This is a genomic window from Mixta intestinalis (assembly GCF_009914055.1).
Lineage (GTDB): Bacteria > Pseudomonadota > Gammaproteobacteria > Enterobacterales > Enterobacteriaceae > Mixta > Mixta intestinalis.
On sequence record NZ_CP028271.1, the window covers coordinates 57281 to 73811 of the forward strand.

Annotated in this window: 8 protein-coding genes, 1 pseudogene and 2 CRISPR repeat arrays (1 of these 11 only partly in view); of the genes and pseudogenes, 3 read left to right on the plus strand and 6 right to left on the minus strand. The window is 53.4% G+C overall.

The window, feature by feature from the left end; all coding sequences use genetic code 11:
* The first annotated feature begins 200 nt into the window (after positions 1-200).
* The 3 genes from aceE to lpdA all read left to right on the plus strand — a co-directional run bounded on the left by aceE (position 201) and on the right by lpdA (position 6427).
* Complete coding sequence (gene aceE, locus C7M51_RS00260; protein WP_160619624.1) at positions 201-2864, plus strand: pyruvate dehydrogenase (acetyl-transferring), homodimeric type; 2664 nt, start codon at positions 201-203, stop codon at positions 2862-2864.
* Between the two features lie 13 nt (positions 2865-2877).
* The gene (gene aceF / locus C7M51_RS00265; protein ID WP_160619625.1) at positions 2878-4782 is read left to right on the plus strand and encodes a pyruvate dehydrogenase complex dihydrolipoyllysine-residue acetyltransferase; all 1905 of its coding nucleotides are present in this window, start codon (positions 2878-2880) and stop codon (positions 4780-4782) included.
* A 220-nt stretch (positions 4783-5002) separates the two neighbouring features.
* Positions 5003-6427 carry a dihydrolipoyl dehydrogenase gene (lpdA, locus tag C7M51_RS00270; protein ID WP_160619626.1) on the plus strand — a complete coding sequence of 475 codons (1425 nt, stop codon included), beginning with the start codon at positions 5003-5005 and terminating at the stop codon, positions 6425-6427.
* 555 nt (positions 6428-6982) lie between these two features.
* A CRISPR array of direct repeats spans positions 6983-7255; the repeat unit is 29 nt; unit sequence GTGTTCCCCGCGCCAGCGGGGATAAACCG.
* 31 nt (positions 7256-7286) lie between these two features.
* Here the strand turns inward: lpdA and C7M51_RS00275 are convergent.
* The 6 genes and pseudogenes from C7M51_RS00275 to hutI form a co-directional block, all read right to left on the minus strand.
* Positions 7287-8676 (minus strand): annotated as a pseudogene (locus C7M51_RS00275) (amino acid permease).
* 81 nt (positions 8677-8757) lie between these two features.
* Positions 8758-10287, minus strand: a complete 1530-nt coding sequence (gene hutH / locus C7M51_RS00280) for a histidine ammonia-lyase (RefSeq protein WP_160619627.1) — start codon at positions 10285-10287, stop codon at positions 8758-8760.
* A gap of 1 nt (position 10288) precedes the next feature.
* Entirely contained in the window at positions 10289-11974 is a 1686-nt protein-coding gene (hutU, locus tag C7M51_RS00285; protein WP_160619628.1) for a urocanate hydratase, read from the minus strand.
* A 289-nt stretch (positions 11975-12263) separates the two neighbouring features.
* Positions 12264-13001, minus strand: coding sequence for a histidine utilization repressor (locus C7M51_RS00290; RefSeq protein WP_160619629.1), 738 nt, complete (start codon positions 12999-13001; stop codon positions 12264-12266).
* A gap of 69 nt (positions 13002-13070) precedes the next feature.
* Positions 13071-14024: a formimidoylglutamase gene (gene hutG, locus C7M51_RS00295; protein ID WP_160619630.1), complete on the minus strand. Its 954-nt coding sequence runs from the start codon at positions 14022-14024 to the stop codon at positions 13071-13073.
* The gene (hutI, locus tag C7M51_RS00300; RefSeq protein WP_160619631.1) at positions 14021-15250 is read right to left on the minus strand and encodes an imidazolonepropionase; all 1230 of its coding nucleotides are present in this window, start codon (positions 15248-15250) and stop codon (positions 14021-14023) included. The genes hutG and hutI overlap by 4 nt, the downstream gene beginning before the upstream one ends.
* Before the next feature lie 361 nt (positions 15251-15611).
* A CRISPR array of direct repeats spans positions 15612-16531; the repeat unit is 29 nt; unit sequence GTGTTCCCCGCGCCAGCGGGGATAAACCG; it runs 86 nt beyond the window's last position.

Sequence of the window (16531 nt, forward strand, 5' to 3'; positions counted from 1 at the left end):
GTCATCAGCAGCGGTTTCGTCGTTCGGCACTACCGGGCGGCGGGCTCCAGGCAGACTGGCTTGACGCCAACAGGTGAAAGATGAAGGGATACGCGGCAACTAACGACGGGCCTGTCTCCTTGCATTTTGCAATGAATCAGAATACAGGGAGACAGGCTCCAGACAATTCAACGTATTAGACACAGATAAGGAATACCCCCATGTCAGAACGTTTACATAATGACGTGGATCCGATCGAAACCCGCGACTGGCTACAGGCGATCGAATCGGTCATCCGTGAAGAAGGTGTTGAGCGTGCGCAGTTCCTGATCGATCAGGTGCTGAGTGAAGCGCGTAAGGGCGGTGTGAAGGTTGCTGCAGGCAGCGCCGTTGGCAACTATATCAACTCTATCGCCGTTGAAGATGAACCGGAATATCCGGGCAACGCCTCTCTGGAGCGCCGCATTCGTTCTGCGATTCGCTGGAACGCCATCATGGCGGTACTGCGCGCCTCGAAAAAAGATCTGGAGCTGGGCGGACACCTTTCCTCCTTCCAGTCCTCTGCCACCATTTATGAAGTCTGCTTTAACCATTTCTTCCGCGCCCGTAACGATAAAGACGGCGGCGATCTGGTTTATTTCCAGGGCCATATTTCTCCCGGCGTTTACTCACGTGCTTTCCTTGAAGGACGCCTGACCGAAGAGCAGATGAACAATTTCCGTCAGGAAGTTCACGGTAACGGTCTGCCTTCTTACCCGCATCCGAAACTGCTGCCGGAATTCTGGCAGTTCCCGACCGTATCCATGGGCCTTGGCCCGCTGTCAGCGATCTATCAGGCGAAGTTCCTGAAATATCTGGAACACCGTGGCCTGAAAGATACCTCTGCTCAGACCGTTTACGCTTTCCTCGGCGACGGTGAAATGGATGAGCCGGAATCTAAAGGTGCCATCACTATCGCTACCCGCGAGAAGCTGGATAACCTGGTTTTCGTTATCAACTGTAACCTGCAACGTCTGGATGGCCCGGTAACCGGTAACGGCAAAATCATTAACGAGCTGGAAGGCATCTTCGGCGGCGCTGGCTGGGAAGTGATCAAAGTGATCTGGGGCAGCCGTTGGGATGAACTGCTGCGTAAAGATACCAGCGGCAAGCTGATCCAGCTGATGAACGAAACCGTTGACGGCGACTATCAGACCTTTAAATCCCGCGATGGCGCTTACGTGCGTGAGCACTTCTTCGGTAAATATCCGGAAACCGCTGCGCTGGTGAAAGATATGTCTGACGAAGAGATCTTCGCGCTGAACCGCGGCGGTCACGATCCGAAGAAAATCTACGCGGCGCTGAAAAAAGCGCAGGATACCAAAGGCAAGCCGGTGGTCATCCTGGCGCATACCATTAAAGGCTATGGTATGGGCAACTCCGCCGAAGGCAAAAACATCGCGCACCAGGTTAAGAAAATGAACATGGAAGGCGTTCGCTACGTGCGCGATCGCTTCAATGTGCCGGTAGCGGATGAAGAGCTGGAAAAACTGCCGTATGTGACCTTCGAAAAAGATTCGGAAGAGTACAACTATCTGCATGGTCAGCGTCAGAAGCTGGGCGGTTATCTGCCGAGCCGTCAGCCGAACTTCACCGAGAAGCTGGAAATGCCGACGCTGGAAGATTTCCGCCCGCTGCTGGAAGAGCAGAATAAAGAGATCTCTACCACTATCGCTTTCGTTCGCGCCCTGAACGTCATGCTGAAAAACCCGTCGATCAAAGATCGTCTGGTGCCGATCATTGCGGATGAAGCGCGTACCTTCGGTATGGAAGGCCTGTTCCGTCAGATCGGTATCTACAGCCCGAACGGTCAGCAGTACACCCCGCAGGACCGTGAGCAGGTGGCGTACTACAAAGAAGACGAGAAAGGTCAGATTTTGCAGGAAGGGATCAACGAACTGGGCGCAGGCGCATCCTGGCTGGCGGCGGCAACGTCTTACAGCACCAATAACCTGCCGATGATCCCGTTCTATATCTATTACTCCATGTTCGGCTTCCAGCGCATCGGCGATCTTTGCTGGGCGGCGGGTGACCAGCAGGCGCGCGGCTTCCTGATCGGTGGTACTTCAGGACGCACCACGCTGAACGGCGAAGGTTTGCAGCATGAAGATGGTCACAGCCATATTCAGGCGCTGACTATCCCGAACTGCATCTCCTACGATCCGGCCTTCGCCTATGAAGTGGCGGTGATTATGCAGGATGGCCTGACGCGTATGTATGGCGACGCGCAGGAAAACGTCTACTACTACATCACCACGCTGAACGAAAACTATCATATGCCAGCGATGCCGCAGGGCGCGGAAGAGGGTATCCGTAAGGGTATCTACAAGCTGGAAACGCTGGAAGGCAGCAAAGGTAAAGTTCAGCTGCTGGGCTCTGGTGCGATTCTGCGTCACGTCCGTGAAGCGGCAGAAATCCTGGCGAAAGATTACGGTATCGGCTCTGACGTCTACAGCGTGACTTCTTTCACCGAGCTGGCGCGTGATGGTCAGGACTGCGAACGCTGGAACATGCTGCACCCGACTGAAGAAGCGCGCGTGCCTTACATCGCTCAGGTAATGAACGATGCACCGGCAGTAGCCTCTACCGACTATATGAAACTGTTTGCCGAACAGGTGCGCAGCTACATTCCGGCCAGCGACTACCGTGTTCTGGGCACCGACGGCTTCGGTCGTTCTGACAGCCGTGAGAATCTGCGTCACCACTTTGAAGTAGACGCATCCTATGTTGTGGTGGCAGCGCTGGGTGAACTGGCTAAACGCGGTGAAATCGATAAGAAAGTGGTGGCGGAAGCCATTAGCAAATTCAATATCGACGCCGATAAAGTCAACCCGCGTCTGGCATAAGAGGTAAAGATTAATGGCTATCGAAATCAAGGTACCGGATATCGGTGCGGATGAAGTTGAAGTCACCGAAATCCTGGTAAAGGTCGGCGACAAAGTTGAAACAGAACAGTCACTGATCACCGTTGAAGGTGACAAAGCGTCGATGGAAGTGCCTTCGCCGCAGGCGGGCGTAGTGAAAGAGATCAAAGTCAACACCGGTGACAAAGTGGAAACCGGCAAGCTGATTATGATTTTTGAAGCTGAAGGTGCAGCGGAAGCTGCACCGGCTCCGGCCGCTGAGAAAAAAGCGGATGCGCAGCCTGCTCCGGCAGCCGCCGCAGAAAGCAAAGATGTCAATGTGCCAGATATCGGCAGCGACGAAGTCGAAGTGACCGAAGTGCTGGTAAAACCAGGCGATAAAATCGAAGCCGAACAGTCGCTGATTGTGGTTGAAGGCGACAAAGCCTCTATGGAAGTCCCGGCACCGTTCGCGGGTGTGGTTAAAGAGATCAAAATCAGCACTGGCGATAAAGTCAGCACCGGTTCACTAATCATGGTCTTCGAAACCGCAGCATCCGGTAACGCGGCGGCGGCGAAACCGCAGGTGAAAGAGGAAGCGGCCAGCGCGCCAGCGGCCTCTGGCGGTTCAGCAACGAAAGAAGTCAACGTGCCGGATATCGGCGGTGACGAAGTGGAAGTCACGGAAGTGCTGGTTAAAGTGGGCGATAAAGTCACCGCAGAACAGTCACTGATCGTGGTTGAAGGCGACAAAGCCTCGATGGAAGTGCCCGCGCCGTTTGCCGGTACCGTAAAAGAGATCAAAATCAACACCGGCGATAAAGTCAGCACCGGCTCTCTGATTATGCTGTTTGAAGTGGAAGGTGCCGCACCCGCCGCCGCTCCGGCAGCAAAACAGGAAGCGTCTGCACCATCGGCAGCGCCGCAGGCTGAGAAAGCGGCCCCGTCTGCTGCTGCACCGAAAGCGTCCGGCAAAGAAGAGTTTGCCGAGAATGACGCTTACGTTCATGCCACGCCGGTTATCCGCCGTCTGGCTCGTGAATTTGGCGTTAACCTGGCAAAAGTTAAGGGTACGGGTCGTAAAGGACGTATCCTCAAGGAAGACGTTCAGGCTTACGTGAAAGAGGCGATAAAACGCGCTGAATCCGCGCCTGTTGCTGCAAGCGGTGGTGGTCTGCCGGGCATGCTGCCATGGCCGAAAGTAGACTTCAGCAAGTTTGGTGAAGTGGAAGAAGTTGAGCTGGGCCGGATTCAGAAAATTTCTGGTGCGAACCTCAGCCGTAACTGGGTGATGATCCCGCACGTTACGCACTTCGACAAAACCGATATCACCGAACTGGAAGCGTTCCGTAAACAGCAGAACGTGGAAGCCGAGAAGCGTAAGCTGGATGTGAAGATCACGCCGGTTGTCTTCATCATGAAAGCCGTTGCAGCCGCGCTGGAACAGATGCCACGCTTCAACAGCTCGCTTTCTGAAGATGGCCAAAAGCTGACGTTGAAGAAATATATCAACATCGGCGTGGCGGTAGATACGCCTAACGGTCTGGTGGTTCCGGTATTCAAAGATGTTAACAAAAAAGGCATCGTTGAGCTTTCACGTGAACTGATGACGATCTCCAAAAAAGCGCGTGATGGAAAATTAACCGCTGGCGAAATGCAGGGCGGCTGTTTTACTATCTCCAGTATCGGCGGTCTGGGTACTACCCACTTTGCGCCGATTGTCAACGCGCCGGAAGTGGCCATTCTGGGCGTGTCTAAATCCTCAATGGAGCCGGTCTGGAATGGTAAAGAGTTTGTGCCGCGCTTGATGCTGCCGATCTCTCTCTCCTTCGATCACCGCGTAATTGATGGCGCCGATGGTGCGCGCTTCATTACCATCATCAACAACACCCTGAGCGACATCCGCCGCCTGGTGATGTAACAACGATGAAGGCCGGCTTATGCCGGCCTTCTCGCAGGTCAGGTCATCTACGCTCCACCTGCCTGAATGAAGGAAATGGGATCTTACGGAGCCGAAGCGGTTTGCAGTCTGTTAACAATTCTGTAAACTCTTGCGGTGAACGCGTCCCGGTGGATGAAGGGCGTACTGTGAATCAGGTAAGTGACGTCTGACCCGCCGGAAAGTCAATTAAGAGGTCATGATGAGTACAGAGATTAAAACCCAGGTAGTGGTGCTTGGGGCAGGTCCTGCAGGTTACTCTGCAGCCTTTCGTTGTGCGGATTTAGGTCTGGAGACCGTACTGGTAGAGCGTTACAGCACCCTGGGCGGTGTTTGCCTTAACGTTGGCTGTATCCCTTCTAAAGCGCTGCTGCACGTTGCTAAAGTGATTGAAGAAGCCAAAGCGCTGGCGGAACACGGCATCGTTTTCGGTGAGCCGCAAACTGACATTGACAAAATTCGTACCTGGAAAGAGAAAGTTATCAATCAGCTGACCGGTGGTCTCTCCGGGATGGCGAAAGGCCGTAAGGTAAAAGTTGTTAACGGCTTGGGTAAATTTACCGGTGCGAATACGCTGGTGGTTGAAGGCGAAAACGGCGCGACCACGATCAATTTCGATAACGCGATTATCGCTGCGGGCTCTCGTCCAATTCAGCTGCCGTTTATTCCTCATGAAGATCCGCGCGTATGGGATTCTACTGCGGCGCTGGAGCTGAAAGAAGTACCGAAGCGTATGCTGGTCATGGGCGGCGGTATTATCGGTCTGGAAATGGGGACCGTTTATCACGCGCTGGGTTCAGAAATCGACGTGGTTGAGATGTTCGACCAGGTGATTCCGGCGGCTGATAAGGATGTGGTTAAGGTCTTCACCAAACGCATCAGCAAGAAATTCAATCTGATGCTGGAAACTAAAGTTACCGCAGTGGAAGCGAAGGAAGATGGTATCTACGTTTCTATGGAAGGTAAAAAAGCGCCAACCGAAGCGCAGCGTTATGACGCAGTGCTGGTAGCGATTGGCCGTGTACCGAACGGTAAAAACCTCGATGCTGGCAAAGCGGGCGTGGAAGTTGACGAGCGCGGCTTTATCCGTGTTGATAAACAAATGCGCACCAACGTACCGCATATCTACGCTATCGGTGACATTGTTGGTCAGCCAATGCTGGCACACAAAGGCGTACATGAAGGCCACGTGGCAGCAGAAGTTATCGCCGGTAAAAAACATTACTTCGATCCGAAAGTTATTCCGTCCATCGCCTATACCGAGCCGGAAGTAGCATGGGTTGGCCTGACTGAGAAAGAAGCGAAAGAGAAGGGTATCAGCTATGAAACAGCAACCTTCCCGTGGGCGGCATCAGGCCGTGCAATCGCTTCCGACTGCGCTGATGGCATGACCAAGCTGATTTTCGATAAAGAAACGCATCGTATTATCGGTGGCGCTATCGTTGGTACTAACGGCGGCGAGCTGCTGGGTGAAATTGGCCTGGCGATCGAAATGGGCTGTGACGCAGAAGATATCGCGCTGACTATCCACGCACACCCGACGCTGCACGAGTCGGTTGGCCTGGCAGCAGAAATCTTCGAAGGCAGCATTACCGATCTGCCAAACCCGAAAGCGAAGAAAAAATAACGTTTTTCGGTTTCAATGCGTTTGATAACGGCTCCGCAAGGGGCCGTTTTTTTTGCGCTTTTTATAAATAACGGATTGGCTAATACCTTATTTTTATTGTGAAAAATATATGTTTCGAACAGAGCTTTTGAGAATGAATTAAATATTTCAACTGGATGTTATGCAATTATATCATATTAATTGCTCTTTATTAATTGGTTTCTTAATAATAAAGAAAATAACGGTCTTTTCTGGTTTTCATTTATAACCTATGCGCAGTTAATTGACTAAAAGTAAAAATAAACTTTCATAAATCCTTTGTTTTTTTAATCTGAGATATGTGTTCATTAGCGTATGAAATTTGCATGGTAATATTGTCGTTTGTAACGCTAATTTGATTTTTATTGCCGCTTTACCTTTTGTTTTTTAAAGGGTTTCGGTGGAGTAGAAAAATTAAAAATCAGCTTTTAAAAATTTCTTTCATTTCAAAGGCTTAGGGTTCTTTAAAAATACGGAAAGGTTGGTGAATTTTTAGGTGCTGTTTTTTTATTTATAAATCAGTAATATAATTTTAGAGTGTTCCCCGCGCCAGCGGGGATAAACCGCCTGGCAGGCGCTGCGTAATATGACGGCTGACGTGTTCCCCGCGCCAGCGGGGATAAACCGGCTCCTGTCCTCCCGGCTGTGCATCTTCTTACGTGTTCCCCGCGCCAGCGGGGATAAACCGCCTCAGTCGCGATGACACAGGAACGCAGTACGGTGTTCCCCGCGCCAGCGGGGATAAACCGCATCTCGAACAAATCAGGTCAGACCTGTACACGTGTTCCCGGCGCCAGCGGGGATAAAATAAAAAAGAAGCCCGAAGGCTCCCTTTAATAATTTAGCTTTCAGTATGTTCCAGCGTAATATTCACCGGACGCTTTTTAATCCGCCAAAAATAAATAACCGTCAATATTATCAGCCAAATCAAACCGGCGATAAGCGCCAGACGCGTTTCTGCTACCGCACCTAACACTCCAATGACCAGCGCCATAAACATCAGCGTTACTACTGGCGCTATCGGCCAGAACGGAACCGGAAAGCGGATATTCTCACGCTCCTGCACTGACAAACTGCGGCGCATGGCAAAATGAGAGAGCAAGATCATCAGCCAGACCCAAATCGTTGCAAAAGCTGCCAGCGACGCGATCAGCACAAATACGCGTTCCGGGATCAAATAATTAAGCACCACGGCCCCCAGCAGCGCCACCGCCATAACGATCACTGTCATCCACGGCACACCATTACTGGCGATGCGTAAAAAGCTTTTTGGCGCCATGCCTTCATTTGCCATGCCGTACATCATGCGTCCGGCACCAAAAATATCGCTGTTGATTGCTGAGATCGTCGCGCTAATCACAATAATATTCAGCACGCTGGCTGCCCCCGGCATCCCTAAACCGTCAAAAATCAAGACGAAGGGACTACCCTGTTGACCAATACTGCTCCAGGGAAAAATCGCCATCAAAATAAACAGCGTACAGACATAAAACAGGATAACACGCAGCGGAATGGTATTAATTGCCTGCGGGATTACTTTCTCTGGATCGCGCGCTTCCGCTGCCGTAATGCCCGATAATTTCAATACCGCCAAACGCAAACATCACAATACCAAGCGAGGCGACAACGCCGCCAATGCCTTCTGGCGCAAAACCGCCATGCGACCAGAGATTCTCAATGCCGGTAGCCGGAAAACTATGGCCGAAACCAAACATAATTACGCCGATGCCAGCGGCAATCATTGCGATAATCGCCGCGACTTTAATCAGCGACAGCCAAAACTCTATTTCGCCAAATACCCGAACGTGACACAGATTTAGCGAACCGATAAAAAAGATAATGCTTAATACCCAGATCCAGCGCGGAACGTCGGGATACCATAATCCCATATAGATGCCGAAGGCGGTAACGTCTGCCAGGCAGACAATAATCATCTCAAATGTATAGGTCCAGCCGGTAATAAAACCCGCCAGCGGGCCGAGGTAATGGCGCGCATAGCTGCCAAATGAACCGGATATTGGATTGCGTACCGCCATTTCTCCCAGCGCACGCATTACGATAAATACCGCTACACCACCTATAAGATAGGCAAGCAGTACGGCAGGTCCTGCGGCCTGAATGGCGGCGGCAGAGCCATAAAAAAGCCCGGTGCCTATAGCAGAACCGAGAGCGATAAAACGGATATGGCGAGCGCTAAGCCCACGCAGCAGGTGTGGTTTTTGTTGTTGCATATCAGGGTCCTGAGAATAGTTGTATGACTACGAATATGCGAGAGGCCGGGGTTTCCCCCGGCAGGGTACAGAGAACAACAGTTACCGATAACTGGGCAGTTCGGCAGGCAGCAGCGCCGTCAAATGGCGAGCAGAAAGAAGCGCAATTGCCGATTCAATATCAGGCGCGAAAAAGCGATCGCGACTGTAATAGGCCACCTGTTCACGCAGGATATGCCGCGCTTTCTCCAGCAGCGGGCTGGTTTTAAGCCCTTCGCGTAAATCGATGCCCTGACAGGCAGCAAGCCACTCAACGGCGATCACGCCCCGTGTATTAGCCGCCATCTCCCACAGGCGTCTGCCAGCGGCGGGTGCCATTGATACATGGTCTTCCTGGTTGGCGGAGGTCGGCAGGCTGTCAATGCTGTGCGGATGCGCCAACGCTTTGTTTTCGCTGGCCAGCGCAGCGGCGGTAACCTGAGCGATCATAAAGCCGGAATTTACGCCGCCGTTTTTCACCAGGAACGGCGGCAGCTGCGACATATGTTTGTCCATCATCAGAGCGATGCGGCGTTCGGAAAGTGAGCCGATTTCGGCAATCGCTAATGCCAGATTATCCGCTGCCATCGCTACCGGTTCGGCGTGGAAGTTACCGCCGGAGATAACATCATTCTCTTCGGCAAATACCAGCGGGTTATCGGAAACGGCGTTGGCCTCGGTCAGCAGTACTTCGGCGGCCTGGCGAATTTGTGTCAGACAGGCACCCATTACCTGCGGTTGGCAGCGCAGTGAGTAGGGATCCTGAACCTTGCTGCAATTCTCATGCGAGCTGGCGATATCGCTGCTTTCCGTCAGCAGATGACGGAACATCGCCGCCGCGTCGATTTGACCGCGCTGGCCGCGGGCCGTATGAATACGTGGATCGAAGGGGCGACGTGAGCCAAGCACTGCCTCGGTGGTTAACGCGCCGCAAACCACGGCGGAAGCAAACAAATCTTCCGCTTCGAACAGCCCACGCAGTGCAAAAGCGGTAGAGGTCTGGGTGCCGTTAAGCAGCGCCAGCCCCTCTTTTGCCGCCAGCGTAATCGGCTCCAGCCCTGCTTTTTTCAGCGCCTCGGCTGAGGGAAGCCATTCACCCTGATAGCGCGCCCTGCCTTCGCCCAGCAGCGTTAACGACATATGGGCCAGCGGAGCGAGATCGCCTGAAGCGCCTACTGAGCCTTTAGCCGGGATAAAAGGGCAGACCTGCGCATTAACCAGCGCTATCAGCGCCTGAATCACTTTCAGGCGAATACCCGAAAAGCCGCGCGCCAGGCTATTGATCTTCAGCACCATCATCAGACGAACCAGATTGTCATCCAGCGGTTCGCCGATTCCAGCCGCGTGCGAAAGCACCAGGGAGCGCTGTAAATCTTCCAGCTCTTCTGCGGCGATACGGGTTTGCGCCAGCAGCCCGAAGCCGGTATTGATACCGTAGGCGGTGCGGCCTTCAGCAAGGATGGCGTTTACGCAGGCGACGCTGGCGTTAATCGCTGGAATAGCGCTTTCATCCAGCGACAGGGTAACCGGCTGGCTGTAAACTTCACGCAGCTGTGCCAGCGTGAGCGTACCGGGAGTCAGTGTCAGATTCATATCAGCGTTTCCCCTGAGCAGCAGTAATCATCGGCAGATTAAGGTTCTGTTCTGCCGCGCAGTTAATGGCAATTTCATAACCGGCATCGGCATGACGCATCACGCCAGTTGCCGGATCGTTGTGTAGTACGCGGGCGATGCGTGCCGCCGCCTCATCGGTGCCGTCGCAGACGATCACCATACCGGCATGCTGCGAGAAGCCCATGCCTACGCCACCGCCGTGGTGTAGCGAAACCCAGGTGGCACCGCCAGCGGTATTGAGCAGTGCGTTAAGCAGCGGCCAGTCGGATACCGCGTCTGAACCGTCACGCATTGCTTCGGTTTCACGGTTAGGGCTGGCTACCGAGCCGGAATCCAGATGATCGCGCCCAATCACAATCGGCGCGGAAACTTCGCCGCTACGCACCATTTCGTTAAACGCCAGCCCCAGCTTCTGACGCCACTCCAGTCCTACCCAGCAGATGCGGGCAGGCAAGCCCTGGAAGCTGATGCGTTCACGCGCCATATCCAGCCAGTGATGCAGATGCTTATCATCCTTGATGAGTTCTTTTACTTTGGCGTCGGTTTTATAGATATCCTGCGGATCGCCGGAGAGCGCTACCCAGCGGAAAGGGCCAATGCCGCGGCAGAAAAGGGGGCGAATATAGGCAGGGACGAAGCCTGGAAAATCGAAAGCGTTTTCGACGCCCATCTCTTTCGCCATCTGGCGGATATTATTGCCGTAGTCGAAAGTGGGAATGCCCATCGCTTTAAACGCCAGCATCGCCCGTACATGCTCCGCCATTGAGCGTTTGGCGGCGGTTATTACCTGCTGTGGTTCGCTTTCAGCGCGGCGTTGATACTCATCCCAGCTCCAGCCGGCAGGCAGATAGCCGTGCAGCGGATCGTGCGCGCTGGTTTGATCGGTAACCATATCGGGACGCACGCCGCGTTTGACCAGCTCCGGCAGGATCTCCGCTGCATTGCCGCACAGCGCCACGGACACCGCTCTGCCTTCGGCGGTATATTTTTTAATGCGCGCCAGCGCATCATCCAGAGAAGCGGCTTGCTCATCAACGTAGCGGGTACGCAGGCGAAAATCGATACGGCTCTGCTGGCACTCGATATTCAGTGAACTGGCACCCGCGAGCGTAGCCGCCAGCGGCTGTGCGCCGCCCATTCCACCGAGCCCGGCGGTTAATACCCAACGTCCGGTCAGGTCGCCGTTATAATGCTGGCGGCCCGCCTCAACAAAGGTTTCATAGGTTCCCTGCACAATCCCCTGGCTGCCGATATAGATCCAGCTTCCGGCAGTCATCTGGCCATACATTGCCAGGCCTTTGGCATCCAGTTCGTTAAAGTGCTCCCAGGTGGCCCAGTGCGGGACCAGGTTGGAGTTAGCAATCAGCACGCGCGGTGCATTGTCATGGGTTTTAAATACGCCAACCGGCTTGCCGGACTGCACCAGCAAGGTTTCATCGTTTTCCAGCTCTTTCAACGTGGCGATAATGGCGTCGAAGCATTCCCAGTTACGGGCCGCACGACCGATGCCGCCATAGACCACCAGCTCATGTGGGTTTTCCGCTACGTCGGGATCGAGGTTATTCATTAACATGCGCAGCGGCGCTTCAGTCAGCCAGCTTTTGGCATTGAGCGTGGTTCCACGCGGGGCGCGGATCTCCTGGTTGCGGTATTTGCTTTGCGACATCGCAGTTCACTCCTGTGGGTTTGCATTAATATTTCGGCCCGCTGAGGCAGGGCGCGACTGCAAACATATATACTTGTCTATACAAATCTGCGCAAATGCTGCTTTAACAATTAAGATACAAATAAAACTTTTTATAATCAGTGTATTAAGATGGAGGGGAAAAGCAGGAGAGATAGCGTTTTAGATTTTTTATTTTAAAATCAAGAAGTAATGAGAAAAGGATTTTTGCGTAATTTTGCGCACGCTGTCACGCATTCACAATCCGTTTACTTTTGCGTGAGCGATAGTATCAGGACATAAAATGTCCCTGTAGGCGATAGCGCGATCCGGGAAAAAGCAGGCGCGCATGGGAAACGATATGCTGGGTTGACCAGGTGCGACGATGGATCAGCAGACAAGGCTCACTTTCTTCAATCTGCAACAGTGCGCACTCTTCAGGCCGCGCCCGAACCGCCTCTACGATATGCTCACCTTCCGTCAGCGGTGCTACCAGCGAAAGATAAGCGTGCGGCGTGGTATGGGTGAAATCCTGCTGTAGATATTCCGGTGCCGCCGCCGCATTAACGCAGCGATCTTCTATCTGAACCGGAATATCATTTTCGAAATGAATAATCAGCGAGTGAAATATCGGCGTACCTTCCGCTACGTTCAGCGATGCCGCCAGGTTAAAGCTGGCATCCGTTTGCTCCAGCTTTAATACCTGACAGCGATGCTGATGATGGCGGGCTGTAATTTCATCGGCGATGCTGCGAATTTCAAACAGCGCCGACTGGCCTTTAGGTTCTGCAACAAAAGTGCCCACGCCCTGTAAACGCACCAGCCAGCCTTCATCGGTAAGCTCTCGCAGTGCACGGTTGATCGTCATGCGGCTGAAGCCGAACTGTGCCACCAGCTCCGCCTCGGAGGGAATACGATCGTGTGGACGCCATTCGCCTGCGCTGATCTTCTGGCTGATAGCCTGTTTTACCTTTTCGTAAAACGGCACGGGCGCGGTAACGGATGCCGATCGGGAGCGGGGCGAGAACATGCAAGCAATCCTTACGAAGGCTGAATGGGAAGGCCTAAGTATACCCAATTCAGGTCATTATTCAGCAATTTATCCCCACCAGCGAACAATCTGCCAGGCGATGCGCGCCGCCAGATTAGCGCCCTGTTTGTCACGATCGTAAGCGGGATTAAACTCCACCAGATCTACCGCCTGGAGTTTACCGCTGCGGCATATCGGCTCAATCAGCCGCATTAATATCGCAGCGGGAAGGCCGAGCGGCGCGGGTGCGGAAACGGCGGGCATTTCCCAGCCCGGAAGAACATCAAGATCCACCGTCAGATAGATAATATCCAGCTGCGCGATAAACTGATGCAGTGTGGCAAGCGTCGCTTCAGGCGCGTTGAGGCAGCATAAATCTTCCACGATGGTGACCTGACGTTTTGCCGCTTCATCGAGCAGCGCCTGGGTATTTGCTGCCATACTTAAGCCGAAGCAGGCGTAGCGGAAATCTCGCTGTTGCGTATCGCAATATTGCGCCAGCTGGCGGAACGGAGTACCAGATGTTGCGTGTGTTGCATGGCGTAAATCAAGATGCGCATCCAGATTAATGATACCAACCTTTTTCTTTGGGAAAGCATCCAGTACGCCAAGCCCGTGCCCACAGGCGGTTTCATGTCCGCCGCCTAACACCAAAGTGCGCTTTCCTGCGCGCTGGCAGGCCAGTACCGCTTCACGTAACGTCTGCTGCGCATCTTCCAGATTATCCGCTGAGACAAAGATATTGCCCAGATCGGCCAGGCGTTGATGTTCCTGATGGCTTGCCATATTAGCCAACGAGCGTCGCAGCACATCGGGTGCCTGAGCAGCGCCGGGCCGCCCGTGGTTGCGCTTTACCCCTTCATCGCATTCGAAACCGATTAGCGTAATCTCCTCCTGTACCTGCTCAGGAGAAAAATCGCTATAACGCCTGGTTGTCTGAAACAGGCGCAGCGCATTTGCCGCCTCTTGTGTGTCATCTCGCCCTTGCCAGATGTCGGGTGAAACTGAGCGCCATTGTTTCATAAGCCGCTCCCATACGTGATATCGCCGCGATAAACGCGGGCGTGAAGCGGGCTGCGGCCGGGTTCATACACCATTTCCACTGGTTGATCCGCATCCCACAGGCAGAAATCGGCTACATATCCGGCTTTAAGTTGACCGTGCGTATTTTGCCGTCCCAGCGCCTGCGCCGCGTGGCGGGTAACCCCAGCCCAGGCTTCCTCTGGCGTAAGCCCAAACTGCACGCAGGCCATATTCATCGCCAGATGCAGGCTGGCAAAAGGACTGGTGCCAGGGTTGTAATCGGTTGCAACCGCCATTGGGACGTTGTGCTGACGCAGCATTGCCACCGGCGGCTGGCGGTTTTCTCGCAAGAAATAGAAGGCACCGGGTAACAGTACCGCTACCGTACTGCTGGCACTCATGGCTTTAACGCCATGTTCATCAAGGTATTCAATATGATCGGCAGAAAGCCCCTGATAGCGGCTTACCAGCTGCGCGCCGCCAAGCAGCGACAGTTGTTCCACATGGCCTTTTATCGGGATACCGTGCTGCCGTGCGGCGTTAAATACACGTTCGCACTGTTGCGGACTAAAACCGACGCTTTCGCAAAAGACATCTACCGCTTCGAATAGTCCTTCCTGCCAGAGCTGGGGAAGCAGCGTTTCGCAAATTAGCGTGATATAGCCATCCCGATCGTCACGATATTCCGCCGGTGCTGCATGCGCAGCCAGCAGCGTTCGGCTGATTTCTACCGGATAACGTTCCGCCAGCTGGTGGGCTACGCGCAGCATCTTGGCTTCGCTCTGCAACGAAAGGCCATAGCCTGATTTAATTTCAACGGTGGTTACGCCTTCGCGCAGTAGCCGTTGCAGACGAACGGCAGCCAGCGACAAGAGTTCACTTTCTGATGCTTCGCGGGTTGCTTTTACCGTAGCGTTAATGCCGCCGCCGCGAGCGCTGATCTCCTGATAAGAGACGCCGTTCAGACGCTGCTCCCATTCTGCGGCGCGGTTGCCGCCAAAAACGAGGTGAGTATGGCAATCAATCAGACCGGGTGTGACCAATCTTCCACCGCCATCGTGAACGATGCCGCCAGAGGCCTCACCTTGAGGCGTAATGGCAAGAATGCGATCGTTGCGCAGAATAAGGTCATGGTTTTCCAGCATGCCATAAGGTTCGGGACGAGTAGGATCGAGTGTTGCCAGTCTGACGTTGCGCCAGATAACGTCGGTGGATAGCAGTTGCACGGTGATATCTTCCGGTTGTCATGTGTTGTATATACATTTATTTGCAAACAAGCATCGCCTGTCAATAAAACCCTACGATGATGTTATGTCTTTGTGATAGATGACACTGCCTAGTATTAACGGACAAGTGTTTTGCATAAAAAAGCAGCGCATTAATGTGGGCTGCATCAAAAAGATAAAGCGATTTTTTTCATAACATCATGGGGTTAAGCGAGTGTAGTCTGGTGGAAGTTAGAAAAACACTTGTCTTAATTTTAAAGCTTTTATATTTCAGTTAGTTAAAGCTCTTTAAAAATTGAAAAAAATTGGTGGAATTTTCGGTGCTATTTTTTATCTTATAAATCATTTATATAGTTTTAGAGTGTTCCCCGCGCCAGCGGGGATAAACCGCCGTCGCGTAGATATCCATCCTGACCGCGTTTGTGTTCCCCGCGCCAGCGGGGATAAACCGTTTCGACAGGTAATTTTAACGGGGTTGTGTATGTGTTCCCCGCGCCAGCGGGGATAAACCGCGAACGGGCGTTTATTACAACGCTGACAGGCGGTGTTCCCCGCGCCAGCGGGGATAAACCGGCCGACGCAACGTATGATATTCAGCCACCAGCGTGTTCCCCGCGCCAGCGGGGATAAACCGGGTGCGATTGAAATGGGATGGTACGAAAAGCCGTGTTCCCCGCGCCAGCGGGGATAAACCGAACAAACTCTTTACCGGCCATCCGGCAGGCTTGTGTTCCCCGCGCCAGCGGGGATAAACCATTAGCCGGTCCGGTGTTCCCCAGATAGTTAACGTGTTCCCCGCGCCAGCGGGGATAAACCAAAAATTTCAGGCTCGGAATGTGGCTATAAATTGTGTTCCCCGCGCCAGCGGGGATAAACCGAGGAAGACGATTCCGACATTATTTATGCGGGTGTGTTCCCCGCGCCAGCGGGGATAAACCGGGCATAACCTGCATTAACCCGCGAGCGCCCACGTGTTCCCCGCGCCAGCGGGGATAAACCGACCGTGAACGTCACAATAACCGTTACAGAAAAGTGTTCCCCGCGCCAGCGGGGATAAACCGTACGGGTCATGCGCTGGGCCGCCGCTATTCCACGTGTTCCCCGCGCCAGCGGGGATAAACCGGTCTCCGCTCCAGCGCCAGGTAGCCTTTTCAAGTGTTCCCCGCGTCAGCGGGGATAAACCGAAATAGACTTCAATAATCTCGCCTCTCTGTACGTGTTCCCCGCGTTAGCGGGGATAAACCGCACGGTGATGAGCGGTAGTAATTCACGTCCTGGTGT

Bases quoted from the DNA above. Each gene is read 5' to 3' on its own strand.
- C7M51_RS00290 (WP_160619629.1), bottom strand. From the start codon at position 13,001: ATGTTCTCGCCCCGCTCCCGATCGGCATCCGTTACCGCGCCCGTGCCG.
- hutG (WP_160619630.1), bottom strand. From the start codon at position 14,024: ATGAAACAATGGCGCTCAGTTTCACCCGACATCTGGCAAGGGCGAGAT.
- lpdA (WP_160619626.1), top strand. From the start codon at position 5,003: ATGAGTACAGAGATTAAAACCCAGGTAGTGGTGCTTGGGGCAGGTCCT.
- hutU (WP_160619628.1), bottom strand. From the start codon at position 11,974: ATGTCGCAAAGCAAATACCGCAACCAGGAGATCCGCGCCCCGCGTGGA.
- aceE (WP_160619624.1), top strand. From the start codon at position 201: ATGTCAGAACGTTTACATAATGACGTGGATCCGATCGAAACCCGCGAC.
- aceF (WP_160619625.1), top strand. From the start codon at position 2,878: ATGGCTATCGAAATCAAGGTACCGGATATCGGTGCGGATGAAGTTGAA.
- hutH (WP_160619627.1), bottom strand. From the start codon at position 10,287: ATGAATCTGACACTGACTCCCGGTACGCTCACGCTGGCACAGCTGCGT.